This is a genomic window from Sulfitobacter sp. S223 (assembly GCF_025143825.1).
In the GTDB taxonomy this organism is placed as follows: Bacteria; Pseudomonadota; Alphaproteobacteria; order Rhodobacterales; family Rhodobacteraceae; genus Sulfitobacter.
The window spans coordinates 181,672-196,562 of sequence record NZ_CP083560.1 but is presented as its reverse complement, the minus strand read 5'-3'; the positions used below and the strand labels follow the sequence as shown (position 1 = coordinate 196,562).

General features: G+C 55.6%; 14 protein-coding genes. 9 read left to right on the top strand and 5 right to left on the bottom strand.

Annotated elements, in window-relative coordinates; all coding sequences use genetic code 11:
- Positions 1-33: 33 nt before the first annotated feature.
- Both K3757_RS00930 and K3757_RS00925 read right to left on the bottom strand, forming a co-directional pair.
- The gene (locus K3757_RS00930; RefSeq protein WP_259998418.1) at positions 34-789 is read right to left on the bottom strand and encodes a class II aldolase and adducin N-terminal domain-containing protein; all 756 of its coding nucleotides are present in this window, start codon (positions 787-789) and stop codon (positions 34-36) included.
- Positions 790-856: 67 nt separating this feature from the next.
- Positions 857-1,288: a glyoxalase gene (locus K3757_RS00925; RefSeq protein ID WP_259998416.1), complete on the bottom strand. Its 432-nt coding sequence runs from the start codon at positions 1,286-1,288 to the stop codon at positions 857-859.
- 48 nt (positions 1,289-1,336) lie between these two features.
- Between K3757_RS00925 and ade the strand changes: the two genes are divergently transcribed.
- From ade to K3757_RS00890, 7 genes are all read left to right on the top strand, one after another.
- Entirely contained in the window at positions 1,337-3,133 is a 1,797-nt protein-coding gene (ade, locus tag K3757_RS00920; protein WP_259998414.1) for an adenine deaminase, read from the top strand.
- Positions 3,130-3,936 (top strand): hypothetical protein, encoded by an 807-nt coding sequence (locus K3757_RS00915; protein ID WP_259998412.1) that lies wholly within the window; start codon positions 3,130-3,132, stop codon positions 3,934-3,936. Before ade ends, K3757_RS00915 begins: the two co-directional genes overlap by 4 nt.
- A gap of 11 nt (positions 3,937-3,947) precedes the next feature.
- Positions 3,948-5,417, top strand: a complete 1,470-nt coding sequence (locus K3757_RS00910) for an AMP nucleosidase (protein ID WP_259998410.1) — start codon at positions 3,948-3,950, stop codon at positions 5,415-5,417.
- Between the two features lie 136 nt (positions 5,418-5,553).
- Positions 5,554-5,844, top strand: coding sequence for an HU family DNA-binding protein (locus tag K3757_RS00905; protein WP_259998408.1), 291 nt, complete (start codon positions 5,554-5,556; stop codon positions 5,842-5,844).
- A 150-nt stretch (positions 5,845-5,994) separates the two neighbouring features.
- On the top strand, positions 5,995-7,089 hold the full coding sequence (locus tag K3757_RS00900) for a histidine kinase dimerization/phosphoacceptor domain -containing protein (protein ID WP_259998406.1): 1,095 nt from the start codon (positions 5,995-5,997) through the stop codon (positions 7,087-7,089).
- A 67-nt stretch (positions 7,090-7,156) separates the two neighbouring features.
- Complete coding sequence (locus K3757_RS00895) at positions 7,157-8,026, top strand: DMT family transporter (RefSeq protein WP_259998404.1); 870 nt, start codon at positions 7,157-7,159, stop codon at positions 8,024-8,026.
- A gap of 64 nt (positions 8,027-8,090) precedes the next feature.
- Positions 8,091-9,089: a GlxA family transcriptional regulator gene (locus K3757_RS00890; RefSeq protein WP_259998402.1), complete on the top strand. Its 999-nt coding sequence runs from the start codon at positions 8,091-8,093 to the stop codon at positions 9,087-9,089.
- Here the strand turns inward: K3757_RS00890 and K3757_RS00885 are convergent.
- Positions 9,086-9,604, bottom strand: a complete 519-nt coding sequence (locus K3757_RS00885) for a glutathione peroxidase (RefSeq protein ID WP_259998399.1) — start codon at positions 9,602-9,604, stop codon at positions 9,086-9,088. The two genes, K3757_RS00890 and K3757_RS00885, sit on opposite strands and share 4 nt — an antisense overlap.
- 134 nt (positions 9,605-9,738) lie before the next feature.
- Here K3757_RS00885 and msrB point away from each other — a divergent pair, with 134 nt between their 5' ends.
- Together msrB and msrA are read left to right on the top strand one after the other, a co-directional pair.
- Complete coding sequence (gene msrB / locus K3757_RS00880; protein ID WP_259998397.1) at positions 9,739-10,188, top strand: peptide-methionine (R)-S-oxide reductase MsrB; 450 nt, start codon at positions 9,739-9,741, stop codon at positions 10,186-10,188.
- The gene (gene msrA / locus K3757_RS00875; RefSeq protein WP_259998395.1) at positions 10,185-10,694 is read left to right on the top strand and encodes a peptide-methionine (S)-S-oxide reductase MsrA; all 510 of its coding nucleotides are present in this window, start codon (positions 10,185-10,187) and stop codon (positions 10,692-10,694) included. The genes msrB and msrA overlap by 4 nt, the downstream gene beginning before the upstream one ends.
- Before the next feature lie 126 nt (positions 10,695-10,820).
- Here msrA and K3757_RS00870 read toward each other — a convergent pair whose 3' ends face one another.
- Positions 10,821-12,524, bottom strand: coding sequence for a BCCT family transporter (locus K3757_RS00870; protein WP_259998393.1), 1,704 nt, complete (start codon positions 12,522-12,524; stop codon positions 10,821-10,823).
- A 357-nt stretch (positions 12,525-12,881) separates the two neighbouring features.
- Positions 12,882-14,885 carry a hydantoinase/oxoprolinase family protein gene (locus tag K3757_RS00865; RefSeq protein WP_259998390.1) on the bottom strand — a complete coding sequence of 668 codons (2,004 nt, stop codon included), beginning with the start codon at positions 14,883-14,885 and terminating at the stop codon, positions 12,882-12,884.
- Positions 14,886-14,891 lie beyond the last annotated feature (6 nt).

The following is a 14,891-nucleotide window of genomic DNA, read 5'->3' as shown; positions in this document are numbered from 1 at the left end:
GATAGTTAAGTTCAGCCGAGCATCTTGTTCGCGCTAGTTTGCATAGTCGCTTCCTTCAGCGTCCAAAATTGCCTTCAATTCTGCCAGATGCCGCGCATCTTGCTCTGGATAATCTTCCAGCTCTTGTGCGGTCTTTTCCGCGATCTCGTCACTGATCCGCCGCAGGGGCAAACCGGTTTGCAGTGCGCGGATATATGTCTCGGCGGCGCGCTCGAAATAATAAAGGCGATTGAACGTTTCTGCGACCGTATCGCCAATGACCATCACCCCATGACTGCCCATGACCATGACCTTTTGCTTGGGGTCCGTCAGCAGCGCGGCACAGCGAGCGCCTTCATCTTCGAAAGCCAGACCACCATAATCCTCGTCGATCACAACGCGGTTGAAAAAGGTACAGCAGTTCTGATCGATTGGCGGTAACCGACTGTCTTGCAAACAGGCCAGCACGGTCGCGAAGATCGAATGCACGTGCATGACACAACGTGCATGTCCGCAAGCGGCATGAACCCCGCCATGCAAGCCCCACGCCGTTGGATCAGGTGCATTTGGACCCTCATAGGTTTCCGGGTCATCCGCATCTATCAACAGCAGATCGCTTGCCTTCACTCTGCTGAAATGCACCTGGTTCGGGTTCATCAAAAACTGTGATCCGCTACCATTTACCGCGAGTGAGAAGTGGTTCGCCACGCCTTCATGCATATTCAGCCGCGCCGTCCATCGGAAGGCAGCCGCCAGATCGACTCGTTCCTGCCAGTGATCCATATTCGGTTTCATCTGCGGCACATTCATTTGCTTGTTCCCTCTTGTTGGTTCACAGGACCATCCCGGGAATGGCCTGTCCGTCTTTTTTGCGACATCAAGCGTCCGTTAATAACAGTTGGCTTGGCACCCATGCATAGCCGTTTTCACACAGAATATATGCTTCACGCAGACCATGCGGCTTGTCCGTTGGATTTTGCAAGATCATGCCACCTGCCGCTTCTGCCACAGCACAGGCCCGTTCAGGGTCTGTGTCATATAGCCGGATTTCGATTCCCGCACCGCGTGGCGGCGTTTCCGGCAGCAGGCCCAACAGCGAATTGGAATGATATGTACGATCAGAATGCAATTGGAATACTTGATCCGCATACGTGATGATTGCAAAGTCAGCTGTAGGTTGGTGTGACTTCATCCCGAAAACAGTCTCTAAAAAGGTGATTTGAGATGATACATCGCGGACAAGCAGGTTCAGCCCAAGACCATGCAAGCTGCTACCGAATTCGGCTGCGCTGACCTTATCGTAATCCATCTAGCCACTCCCGCTTGAACCCGCCCCGACCCTGTGAAAGATTGCGACATGACACAAGCAATATTTCCTTCATGGCCCGATGTGGCCGCAGATCTGGTCAACGTCGCAGCAGGTCGCGCGCATGCTGACACGATCATCACAGGTGGTATTTGGGTGAACGTCCACACCCGCGAAGCGCTGCCAAATCACGACATCGCAATTGTACAGGGCCGCATCGCCTTTGTCGGCTCTTCAGCTGAACATTGTCGCGGTCCGAACACCCGGATAATCGAAGCGCAGGGGCGCTATATGATTCCTGGCCTTTGCGACGGACACATGCACATCGAATCCGGCATGCTTACCCCCGCAGAGTTCGCGCGCGCAGTGATCCCACACGGGACGACCTCAATGTTCACCGATCCTCATGAGATCGCCAACGTTTTGGGTTTGGAAGGCGTGCGCATGATGCACGACGAAGCTTTGATGCAGCCCGTCAACATTTTCACGCAGATGCCGTCCTGCGCACCTTCGGCACCGGGCATGGAAACCACCGGTTTTGAAATCAGTGCCGAGGATGTGGCAGAAGCGATGGCTTGGCCCGGCATCATCGGTCTGGGGGAAATGATGAACTTCCCCGGTGTCTCCAATGCCGATCCGCAAATGCTGGCAGAGATTGCCGCCACCCAACGGGCGGGCAAGACTGTCGGGGGGCACTATGCGTCACCTGATCTAGGATCTGCCTTTGCCGCTTATGTGGCTGGTGGGCCTGCTGACGACCATGAAGGCACCTGCGAGGCGGACGCGATTGCGCGGATGCGGCAGGGGATGCGTTCTATGATCCGTCTAGGTTCTGCTTGGTATGACGTAGAAAGCCAGATTACCGCGATAACCGAGCAGGGCCTTGACCCGCGCAACATGATCCTGTGCACGGATGATTGCCACTCAGGGACGCTGGTCAATGATGGTCATATGAATCGTGCAGTTCGCCATGCGATCGATTGCGGCTGTGATCCGTTGGTTGCGATCCAAATGGCGACAATCAACACTGCCACTCATTTCGGACTAGAGCGCGATATCGGGTCGCTCACCCCCGGCCGCCGCGCCGATGTGATCCTCAGCTCTGACCTTAAAACCCTCCCGATAGAGACTGTTATTGCCCGTGGTCAGGTGGTGGCACAGGATGGTGTCTGCCTTGTGGATTGCCCACACTACAACTGGCCGAAACACGCACGGCAGACCGTCAATATGGCGCGTGACCTGAATGCAGATGACTTTACAATCAGCGCACCTGCAGGTGCCAATGCAGTGACTGCAAATGTAATAGGCGTGGTGGAAAATCAGGCCCCCACCCGCGCCCTTCAATTCGAACTTCCGGTAACCGAAGGCCGCGTAACCGCGCATGGCGATGTGGCCCAAATTGCGCTGGTAGAGCGGCACCGCGCGACAGGTGGCGTCGTCAATGCGCTTGTGTCGGGGTTTGGGTATACTGGCCACATGGCCATGGCTTCCACCGTCGCACATGACAGTCATCATATGATCGTTGTCGGCACAGATACTGAACAAATGGCGCTGGCAGCAAATCACCTGCGTGCCCTTGGCGGCGGCATTACGATTTTCAAGGATGGCGTAGAACTGGCCACCATCGATCTGCCAATTGCCGGGCTAATGTCAGACAGCCCGGCTGCAGAAGTTGCTGCAAAAACCGATGAGATGATGCAGGCAATGCGGGACTGCGGCTGCACGCTCAATAATGCTTACATGCAGCATTCGCTGTTGGCGCTTGTCGTGATACCAGAGTTGCGGATTTCCGATCTAGGCCTTGTCGATGTGCGGAGCTTTGAATTTATGGACGTCATCGTTTCATGAAATCCTTCGCGCAAAACCTTGCTGCCTTGATGCCGGATGGCATCACGCTGCCGGGTGCGCTGATTGAAGCATTCGACTGGCTTGAAGATCAAGGCTGGCACAACATACGCGGGACTGGACAGCCAGAGGACCACTGGCTGTCGATCTACCCACCAGAACTGCTGAACCATCCGGTCAGCAGCCATGTTATCTTTGGCGGCACAACGCTGCCCTACACTGGTCACTGGGCCGCGCCCGACCCCGCCATTGACGCCCGTATCGCTGAAATTGGCGAAACCTCGGGCGATGGCGGGCGCGTTGCGATATGGCGCGACGACGCAGGCACACTCCGGTTTGTGCACATCGGCCACGACAGCCTTGGCGTCATTACAGATGATCCGCTGGTGCTTTTGCAATTCCTCGCCATGGGCTACCCCGAACCAGGCGCGCTGGAGCGAACGGATGTTACCCCTGCTGAGGCTATTCTTGAGCATCACGGAATTACTGACCGCACTGCGCTGGGGCCTGACGACCAGCCAGCGGCCCCACAGGCGTTTCAAGCTTTTCTGAAACAACGCTTCGATCTTGATATTCCGGCGAGGGCCAGCGATCTGGGGATCAACGATTTCGCACAGTACGGTGACACTGACGCAACCGATCCTTTTGCACGCTGGATTGCGGCCGCCACACCGGAACCGACCGACGCAGATCTTGCCTATGAGATGGAGTTGATGTGCACGGTCGAAGCGCTTGATATTAAAGACACTGACAGTACAGACATAATCATGGGCAAAATCGGCTCCCTCTTCCAAAGTAAAGACTAGAAAGCAGTGACATGCAGCACCACCAAATCCTGATCCCTGATGCGCCCTCCGCCGAAGCCTTTACCGATGCAACCGCCGCCGTTGACAGGCTAACCAGTCTATATACCGAGGCAGTCGAATTTCTGCGCACCCATTTCACCGCAGCTATGGCCAAAGAAGCGCCTGATTCCCGCATACGGGCATTCTACCCCGAGGTGCGCTTTACAACGTCTTCCTATGCGCAGGTGGACACACGTCTAAGCTTTGGTCACGTTTCCGCGCCCGGTACATATGCTTCGACGATCACGCGTCCGGATCTGTTCCGGAACTACCTGATCCAGCAGGTCGGCCTCCTGATCAAAAATCACGGACAACCTGTTTATATCGGCCCTTCGGAAACGCCAATTCCCGTGCATTTTGCGATGGCAAGTGATTCAGGGATCACCGTTCCACAACAAGGTGCCGCAGATTTCACCCTACGCGATGTGTTTGATGTGCCGGATCTTAGCACAACCAATGATGACATTGTGAACGGCACCTATGCGCCTACCGATGGCGTAGGGCCGCTGGCACCTTTTACGGCTCAGCGCGTTGACTACTCGCTGGCGCGACTGGCGCATTATACTGCCACGGACCCCGATCACTTCCAATGTCACGTCCTGTTCACCAACTATCAGTTCTACGTAAGCGAATTCGAAGAATACGCCCGTCTGCAGCTACGTGATCCAAACAGCGGCTATACCTCCTTCGTCTCTACAGGCAATCAGGAGATCACCGATCCGGATGCGCCGATCTTGGCCTCTGCGAAACTGCCACAAATGCCCACGTATCACCTCAAGCGTGCAGATGGTTCTGGCATCACTCTCGTCAACATCGGTGTGGGCCCTTCAAACGCAAAGACCGCCACCGATCATATAGCCGTGCTGCGCCCTCATGCCTGGCTGATGGTTGGTCACTGCGCCGGACTACGCAACACACAGGAGCTGGGTGATTTCGTCCTCGCCCATGCGTATCTGCGCGAAGACCACGTGCTGGATGACGACCTGCCTGTCTGGATTCCGATCCCCGCATTGGCCGAGATACAGATCGCACTGGAAAGCGCCGTGGCACAGGTGACCCAGCTGGAGGGGTATGAGCTGAAGCGGGTCATGCGCACTGGTACCGTTGCTACCATCGATAACCGCAACTGGGAGCTACGCGACCAGTCCGGCCCTGTGCAGCGCCTCAGCCAATCACGCGCCATCGCGCTGGATATGGAAAGTGCGACCATCGCCGCCAATGGCTACAGGTTCCGCGTCCCTTACGGCACGCTTCTGTGTGTCTCAGACAAACCTCTGCACGGGGAGCTCAAGCTGCCGGGCATGGCATCAGATTTCTACAAATCACAAGTTTCACGCCATTTGATGATTGGTATTCGCGCCATGGAACAGCTTCGAGGCATGCCTCTGGAGCGGATTCATAGTCGAAAATTGCGGTCGTTTGACGAAACCGCCTTCCTCTGACCCTTTCAGCAACGGAAAAAGCACAAAAAACCTGATATTTCGCAGGAAATGTTGCCACTATTCGTTGTGTTTGCCGACTACATACCGTTACATTCCGCGCATGAGGCCCAACATTCGGGCAGCCGAGGAGAATAAAATGGCGACCAAACCAATGACAAAGACCCAACTCGTAGCCGCACTGGCAGAAGAAATGGGCACCGACAAGAAAAACGCAAGCGCGGCTCTGGACGCAGTGTGCGCGCTGATCACCAAAGAAGTTTCCGGCGGTGGCGCTGTGACACTGCCTGGCGTTGGCAAAATTTACTGCCGTGAGCGCCCCGAGCGTATGGTTCGCAACCCTGCGACAGGCGAACAGTTCAAAAAAGAAGCCGACAAGGTTGTTAAGATGACAATCGCAAAAGCGCTGAAAGACAGCGTAAACGGCTAAGACAGCAACAGCTGTTTTTTATTAAAGGGGGACGCCTGTTTGGCTGCCCCCTTTTCTTTTTTGCAACATAAACTATTTTACCAGAGTCTGCTTGAAACAGCGCAGAATCACGTTCACGACCAGCCTTCGCGCTGTCACCCGGAGACTGCAATGAGAGCGGCATCACATCCCGAAAATGAAAAGCGCATCGCGGCGCTGCGTAGCTACGGCATCCTCGACACCCCGCGCGAAAGCGACTTTGACGAGATTGTCGCCCTTGCAGCCCGTATCTGCGAGACCCCGATTTCCGTCGTAAACCTGATCGACAATGACCGTCAGTGGTTCAAAGCCGAAGTAGGTCTTAATGCCCGTGAGACACCGCTTGAGACGTCGATCTGTTCACATATCATTCTTGAGGACGGGTTCGTAGAAATCCCCGACACGCTGGACGATCCACGTATGGCAGACAACCCGCTGTGTCAGGATAATCCGGGGTTGCGGTTTTACGCGGGTGCGCCGTTGGTTACTGATTCCGGGCTGCCGCTGGGAACCTTATGTGTTCTAGGAAATGAACCACGCGAATTGAATGAGCTTCAGCGGGAAACGCTGAGGGTTCTTTCACGTCAGGTAATGCACCAGTTGGATCTACGTCGCGCCCTTCAGAACGAACAAACCCTGCGCGCCGAGATGGATCACCGGATCAAAAACTCGCTCCAGGCGACCTCTTCTCTTGTGCGGATCTATACGCGCGCTGTAAACGATGACACCGCGCGCGAAGCGCTTGATGCCGTCCGCCGCCGTATTGACGGCATGTCGGCTCTGCATGAACATCTCCAACGATCCAGCACGCGTGGAAATGTAGGCATGCCCGGATATCTTGAAGATATGATCGCAAGCCTTCGCGAGACCACGCCCGAAAACATCACACTGTCCCTGCAGGTTGCGGACATCTCCTTGCCATTCAATTTCGCCACAGACCTCGGCGTCATTCTGTCAGAGTTTGTCGCCAACACGATCAAATACGGCTATCCGGATGGCGCTGAAGGCACGGTGAAAATCTCATTGAACGAAACTGACGATGGGATGCTGATTCTGCACGCTGCCGACAATGGCCTCGGCTCTGCCGCACCGCCCCCCGATCCCAACCGCGTCAGTGGAATTGGCAACAAAATCGTTGCTGCTGCTGCATCGAATCTAGGCGGTACGCTGAACCAGAATCTCACCGAAAGCGGTGCCGAACTTACTTTGATGTTTGAAGCGCAGTAAGCGCGGTTGTGCTTTGCCTGCTTCTGCCCGATTGTCGGGCTGAACACGCAATCACAGGACTAAGCCCATGGAACTACGCGCAATCGGACTTGGCCTTGCTTTTGCGCTTATGTGGTCTTCTGCCTTCACGTCAGCCCGCATCATTGTGGCCGACGCTTCGCCCCTGTTTGCGCTTTCCATGCGATATCTCGTCTCTGGATTGATTGGTGTCGTTATTGCGCGGGCGCTGGGCCAAAACTGGCACCTTACGCGCGCGCAATGGCGCGCAACGATCATCTTTGGCATTTTACAGAATGCTGTCTATCTCGGGCTTTTCTTTATCGCCATGCAAACGATAGAAGCATCATTCGCTGCCATTATCGCCTCTACGATGCCGCTGATGGTCGCTTTGGCCGCTTGGGTCTTCATGGGGGATCGGCTCGGACCGTTGGGCATTGCCGGTCTGGTGGCAGGTCTGGCCGGTGTTGCGCTTATTATGGGCAGCAGGATCACTCAAGGGGCCGATCTGGCCAGCGTTGCGATCTGCATTGTCGGGGTACTGGCACTGACCATCGCCACCCTCACCGTGCGGGGCGCGTCCACAGGGGGAAACCTGCTGATGGTGGTAGGTCTACAAATGCTTGTGGGCTTTGCCACCCTCAGCATCGCAACACTGCTGTTTGAAACACCGCAGGTAAATCCAAGCTGGTCGCTGGGATTGGCCTTTATCTATACCTGTCTTGTACCGGGGCTTATGGCAACGTGGGTCTGGTTCCAACTGGTAGGACGTATCGGTGCCACCCGCGCTGCCACCTTCCACTTCCTTAATCCGTTCTTTGGTGTTGCCATCGCAGCCATCTTACTGGGAGAGGCCATTGGCTCACGCGATATTTTGGGTGTTGTCATTATCGCTGTCGGCATTCTGGCAGTGCAGATATCGCGCCAGACAAAGGCCTGAATCCGACACCGATGCGCCGCAGAAAGCCCAGCAATCCTGCTTTTTGGGCATTACCGTATTGTCTATGACCGACACAGACACGTCACCGTCCAAGGCATATGCCTTTCTGCTGGTCCCCGGCTTTTCCACGCTGGGGTTTGCCTGCGCGCTCGACTCCCTGTCGCTTGCCAATCATCATCCTTCCGGTCGAAAATTTTACCGATGGCGGCTCATGTCCGAAACCGGCGCGCCGGTAGAGGCCTACAATGGCGTCAAGGTTGCGGTCGACAGCGCACTTGCCCCGCTTGAGCGCGGCGAGACGTTAATCGTCTGCGCGGGCGAAAATGCCGGTCAATCCAGCTCCAAGACTATCCTTAGCTGGTTACGGCGCGAAGCACGGCGCGGCGGAGACATAGGCGCGCTTTCATCGGGGACATATATCCTCGCCCTAGCGGGATTAATCGGCGGCAAACGCGTAACAACCCATTGGGAATACAAAATCGCGCTGGCAGAAATGCTACCAGACGTCATCATGGAAGATACCATTTTTTCCGCAGACGGGCGCATCTTCACATCTGCGGGCGGGGCCGCGTCTATGGACATGATGCTTCACCGGTTGCGGGATGACTATGGCCCCGATCTTGCCACCTGGGTGGCTGACCAGATGGTCTATACTGTGCCGCGGCTGCACTCTGACGCACAGCGCGCCTCGCTCCAATCCCGACCGGAAGTGCGCAACCCCAAACTGTTGATGGCCATGCGGGTGATGGAGAACAACATCGAAGACCCACTTACACCGGATGAGATTGCCGATGTTGTCGGGCTATCCACCCGCCAGCTGGAACGGCTCTTTGCGAAGTATCTGAGCATTTCACCCAAACGGCATTACCTGCGCATCCGGCTTGAAAAAGGGCGGAACCTGCTCCGCCAAACGGATCTTTCTGTTACGGATGTCTGCGTTGCTTGCGGGTTTAAATCGCTTTCACATTTCTCAAAAAGCTACCGTGCAAACTACGGCATTCCACCGGGTCTTGAGGCCAGCGATGGCAAAGTGCTTTGGTCAGATAGGTCTGTGAAAGTCTAATTCAGCAATGCTTCAATGGCGCGCGGGATTGCGCCGCTGTCAGGTTTTGCGTTGGAGCCCCATGTTTCGACAACCCGACCGTTTTTACCAATCAGAACTTTGTTAAAGTTCCAACGCGGCGTAAATCCGGTCTCAGCTTTTACATCTTTATAGAACGTATGCGCTCGCCCGCCGCGAACATGCGTGACGTCCGTCATTGGCAGTGTGAGATTAAAGTTGATTTCGCAGAACTCCTTGACCTCTTCGGCGCTTTCCAGCTCTTGATTGAAGTCGTCTGAAGGAACGGCCAAAACAACCAGCCCTTGCTCACGATAGCGGTTATACAACGCTTGAAGGCCGTCATACTGATAGGTGAAACCGCACTGCGACGCTGTGTTTACGACCAGCACAGGCCGACCGGCAAAATCCCTAAGCGCAATGTTGCCACCATCAATAGATGGAAACACCGCATCAAGCGGCGCCGCAGCAGCAGCGCTGATCCAAATGGAGAAAAGTAATCCTGAAATCAGCCGCATTTTACATCCCCCTACATCTAATACGCTCCAGGCACGAAAGAAGTTCACAATGAGTTTCATCAAATGCATGCGGCCCTTTGATTTTTCAATAAAAGCACCATCTAATACAGCAACAACAGCGCAAGGAGCATCCCATGCCAGAGTACACCAAAAACCCCGACGTCCTAGCGACTCTGTCGGAAGAAGAATTTTATGTAACGCAGCAAAGCGGGACAGAGCGCCCAGGTACAGGCAAGCTGCTTCACAACAAAGAGCCGGGCATTTACGTTGATATCGTGTCAGGAGAGCCCCTGTTTGCATCCGGCGCCAAATACGAGAGCGGATGCGGCTGGCCCAGCTTTACCAAGCCCATAGAGCCAGCCAACGTGCAGGAACTTAGCGATTCCACCCTTGGAATGGTCCGCACCGAAGTGCGCAGCACATACGGCGATAGCCACCTTGGCCACGTTTTCCCCGATGGACCACAGGATCGTGGCGGCTTGCGCTACTGCATCAATTCGGCGTCTTTGCGGTTTGTCCACCGCGATGACATGGATGCCGAAGGATACGGACAATACATTGATCAAGTAGAGGACGTAGCATGAGCAACGAACGCGCAGTACTGGCAGGTGGATGCTTCTGGGGTATGCAGGACCTGATCCGCAAACGCAAAGGCGTGGTAAGCACACGCGTCGGCTATTCCGGCGGCGACGTGCCCAACGCGACCTACCGCAACCACGGCACCCACGCGGAAGCGATTGAGGTTATCATTGACCCCGACCAAATTAGCTATCGTGAGTTGTTGGAACTGTTTTTCCAAATTCATGACCCCACCACCGCAAACCGGCAGGGCAACGATATAGGCATGAGCTATCGCTCTGCGATCTATTATGTGGACGAAGATCAAAAAGCCGTCGCGCTGGATACGATCGCAGATGTCGAAGCCTCCGGTCTCTGGCCTGGTAAGGTAATCACCGAAGTGGAACCAGTATCTGATTTCTGGGAAGCAGAGCCCGAGCACCAAGATTACCTTGAGCGTATTCCCAATGGCTACACCTGCCACTTCCCGCGCCCGGATTGGGTTCTGCCCAAGCGCGCAGCAGCAGAGTAGATTTTCCGGTCTGCCCATGCGTATGGGCAGAACTTTGCAGCAGATTACTCCTTATTGCAGAGCAGCAACCACAATAGATAAGGGGCGCCCACTTGGAGCGCCCCTTTTTCATTCGTTTGGGTGATTTTATTCTGCAGGGGCACCAAGGCCCGCTGCAATGCCATTTCCAGTGGCGCCCTCGATGTTGTCATGCGTTGTGGGTACGCCTGCTTTTTCGCGACGCGTGTCGTTGTAGATTGCTTTAAGCAACGCAACTGCCATCAGCGCCATGACAATTGAGAACGGCAATGCCCCGATGACCATCGCGGTCTGGATGGCTGTGGTCCCTCCGGAGATCAAGAGTCCGGCCACAACGAGGGCCAGGGCCACACCCCAGAACAAGATATGAGGGCGCGACTTGGGGCCTTCATCGCCTGCTGCGTTGATCGTATTCACAATCAGAACAGCAGAGTCTGCCGAGGTGACAAGAAACGTCATCAGCAATACCACGATGAGCAAGGCCATACCCCATGCCAGCCATTCGCTAACAGGGCTGAGCATGAATTCAGTCATTGCAAAGATCTTATCGCCATTGGCTGCGTCGAAGATCACGCCATCAGCACCGCCGTTAAGCTCAAGATCAATTGCCGTGCCGCCAGCCCATGCAAACCATACGAAACACATCAGCGCTGGTACAATCAAAGCGCCAAGCACGAACTCACGAATGGTCCGACCGCGTGAAATACGGGCAAGAAACAGACCTACAAAGGGTGCAAAAGCGATCCACCAAGCCCAGTAAAACACGGGCCACCAACCTTGCCACTGTGCGAGCAGGAAGGATTCTGATCCTTCAACACCATCTGAACGGAAAACGTTAAAGCTCATCTCTGGCAAAGCGAGGACATAATCCCACAGGCCTACGAACATTGCGTTGAAGCCGAACCATGTGGCACCGAAAATAATGAAGAAGCCCAGCAGGACAATCGACAGCGCCATGTTGATGTTAGACAGCCATTTGATGCCTTTCCCAACACCGGACAATGCAGACAGTGTCGACAAACCCATGATAACAAGAAGAGCGATAATGATGCCGGTTGTAGTGGCAGCACCCTCCGCATCGGCAAGGCCACCGATACCAATCCGGCCAAGGCCAGCAACGAACTGATCAACGCCGAAGCCCAAAGTCTGCGCCACACCAAGGATAGTTGCGACCACGGCCACAACGTCGATAACGTGCCCAAGCACACCAGCAAGGCTCTGCCCGAAGAGAGGCGTAAGGCCGGACCGGATCGTCAGCGGCAGACCGCGGCGGTAGCTGAAGAATGCCAAAGACAGGCCGCAGATCGCGTAGCAGGCCCAAGCGCTAAAACCCCAATGGAGGAATGACCATTTGTAAGCCATTCTGACGTTGTCAGCCGAACCGCCTTGGGTCATGCCCATGATCGTTTCTGGGTTGCTACCAAAGTGAGACACCGGTTCCGCCACAGCCCAAGTCAGCATGCCAACGCCGATCCCGGCGCCGAACATCATGGAAAACCATGAGAAATTGTTGAACTCTGGTTTTTCATGTTCAAGGCCAAGGTTCAGACGCCCTGCCGCAGGCCAAACGGCCAGTATGAAGCAAACGATAATAAAGAACGCGACAACCCAGATGTACCAAGCAGCAAAGTTCTGAAGGATAAAGGCATTAAAGCCATTCAGGACGGCACCCGACTGGATCGGCCAGAAAATCGCCCAGACAACGAGGATTGAGATAATAATTTTCGCAGGCACGGCGACAGCAGTCGAAAAGCCGTTGTAAAAACCGCCGTTCTGCGTGTTGATGTCCAGCTCCGTAAGCGGTGGACTCATCTTCGAATTTTCTGACACTGTATTCTCCTCTGCTTTCTGGTTGCGCCAGCCTTCTTATCGCTTTCGGCGGACTAGCTTTATTGCAACATTTGGACTGCACTAGCAGTTGGACCATTGTTACAGCAACTCAATGTTGTTCAATTATCGCGTTTATAGCATTAATTATTCAGAAGTCGTTTCTATTTTCTGTCAGTCTAGAGCGCTATCAGTTTTGGCATCGCCGAAATCTGGGGCGAATACCTGAACGAACAATAATTCGAACTTCGCCACCAAACATTTACCGGATGGTCCCCTGTGCCGATGATTGATCAACGGCCAGAATATTCAAAACCAAACTATGGACATTAAAGTTAGTCTCTAGTTCGCGACGCGCGGTCGTCCTGATGCCTCTACGATAAGCTCGGCCTCTACAAAAACCTCGCGGCTCTCCACGCCTGCGGTTCGAATATCGCGCAGGACGTTAACTTGGATGTCCATCGCTCCGGCTGCTTCTGCTGCACTTATGGCTCTGTCACGCAGGACTTCTTCCAGCAGCGCCAGCGCGCTTTCTGCATCTGCAAAATCGCGCGGCCCTTCGTGCAAGTGGACGCGGAATTTACCCTCACTGGGCGAAGTGATTGTCCCCGCTTCGCGCATCGTGACCCTTCCGACCACCGCGCCAATCGCATTGGCCACACCCGCGTGTTCGGGCAAGATCATTTTGCACCCCAGCCGATTGCCAACTGCCGGATAATAGGTGGCGGCCGAGGCACCCAACCCGATCACAGGCACTGCCAGCCCTGTTTCCAACCGCACCAATCCGCGGTGGCCGCCGAGACCCCGCTGCATCAGAACGTGCCGCGCCAGCACGGCCGGATCCTCACCAAAGCCTACTTCTTCTTCGGCGAAAGCAGTCTCTAACAAGGCCAAAGCCGTTTGTTGCTCCAACTGGGCGATAATCATCCGCGCCATATCTTTCGGCTCCGGCGCAAGCCGGTCACCCGCGCCCGTACGCCGCCGCCCGAACAGCGCCAATGCCTTATGCGCTGCCTCGCTGTCCCAACTTTCCGCAAGACCCAGCACGTGGCTGGCGTCCGACGGTGTCACGCCTGCGATTTGTACCAAGCCCCGTTCCACCAAACGCTTAAGCGCACCTGTCTCTATTCTTGAACGCAGGACATTGCCCAACGGATGCACCGCGTCACCGATCCGTTCCAACAACTGCTCTTCGCGCGGGCCGATACCTTCCATCGTTTGACCAGCCACCGCGCGTACAAACCGCCCGTCATATTCACCGGGCAGTGAACTACGGAGCTGCGCATCCAGCGTGGCGTGCACCACCTCCGGCGCGTCCATCGCTATCAATGAAACAGGCAGCAGTCGGCGTGGTCCAAGACTGACCCCACCGGCCAGACCGTCTGTCAGGAAATGCACCTCACTATCACCGCCAAGACCCGTTGTCCGCATCGCGACCGCCTCAACCATAGTCCGGTACGGTCCGACCCGCGCACCCGCTGGATCAATCGCCGGCCGCCCGTCTTTGAGCAAAGCAACATCTGTGGTTGTCCCGCCGATATCCGAAACCAGCGCATGGTCCGCCCCCGTCATCCAGCGCGCCCCAACAATTGAGGCCGCAGGCCCACTGAGGATTGTTTCGATCGGTCTCTCGCGGGCCTGCGCGGATGAGATCAGGGCACCGTCGCCACGCACCACCATCAGCGGGGCAGAGATACCCAAGTCTTTTAGCGTGTCTTCTGCACGACCGATCAGCCTGTCGATCATACCGATCAGCCGCGCATTCAGGACTGCCGTCATCGCGCGCTTGGGGCCGTTTAGCTTGGCCGACAACTGGTGTGATGCGGATACCGGCCGACCGGTCAGCTCAGATACCAAAGCCATCGCCCGCAATTCATGCGCCGGATTGCGTGTTGCAAACTGCGCGGCTACTGCAAAACCACCCACGTTGGCGCCATGCTCTTGCAGAAACGCGCGCAAGCCTTCTTCGTCAAATGGAACAGCTTCACCGCCGGCATGATTGTGCCCTCCGGCCAGCACCACATGCGGATCACCCTTGAGCGCTTCGAGCAGGCCGTGGGTCTCAAGATCACGTTCCTTGAACCCGATATAGATCAAAGCAACACGACCGCCCTGCCCCTCGACCAACGCGTTGGTCGCCAAAGTTGTGGACAAAGACGCCAGCGCGATCTCTCCGGCGGACACGCCGGATTGTTCAAGAACCGCGCTCACAGCACCCCCGACTCCGATCGCAAGATCAGCTCGGGTGGTCAGCGCTTTGGCGCTTGCGATCACTTCCTGCTCGTCCCGGATGATCACCGCATCCGTATAGGTCCCGCCGGTATCAACGCCCAAAAGCAACGCCATCCGTCT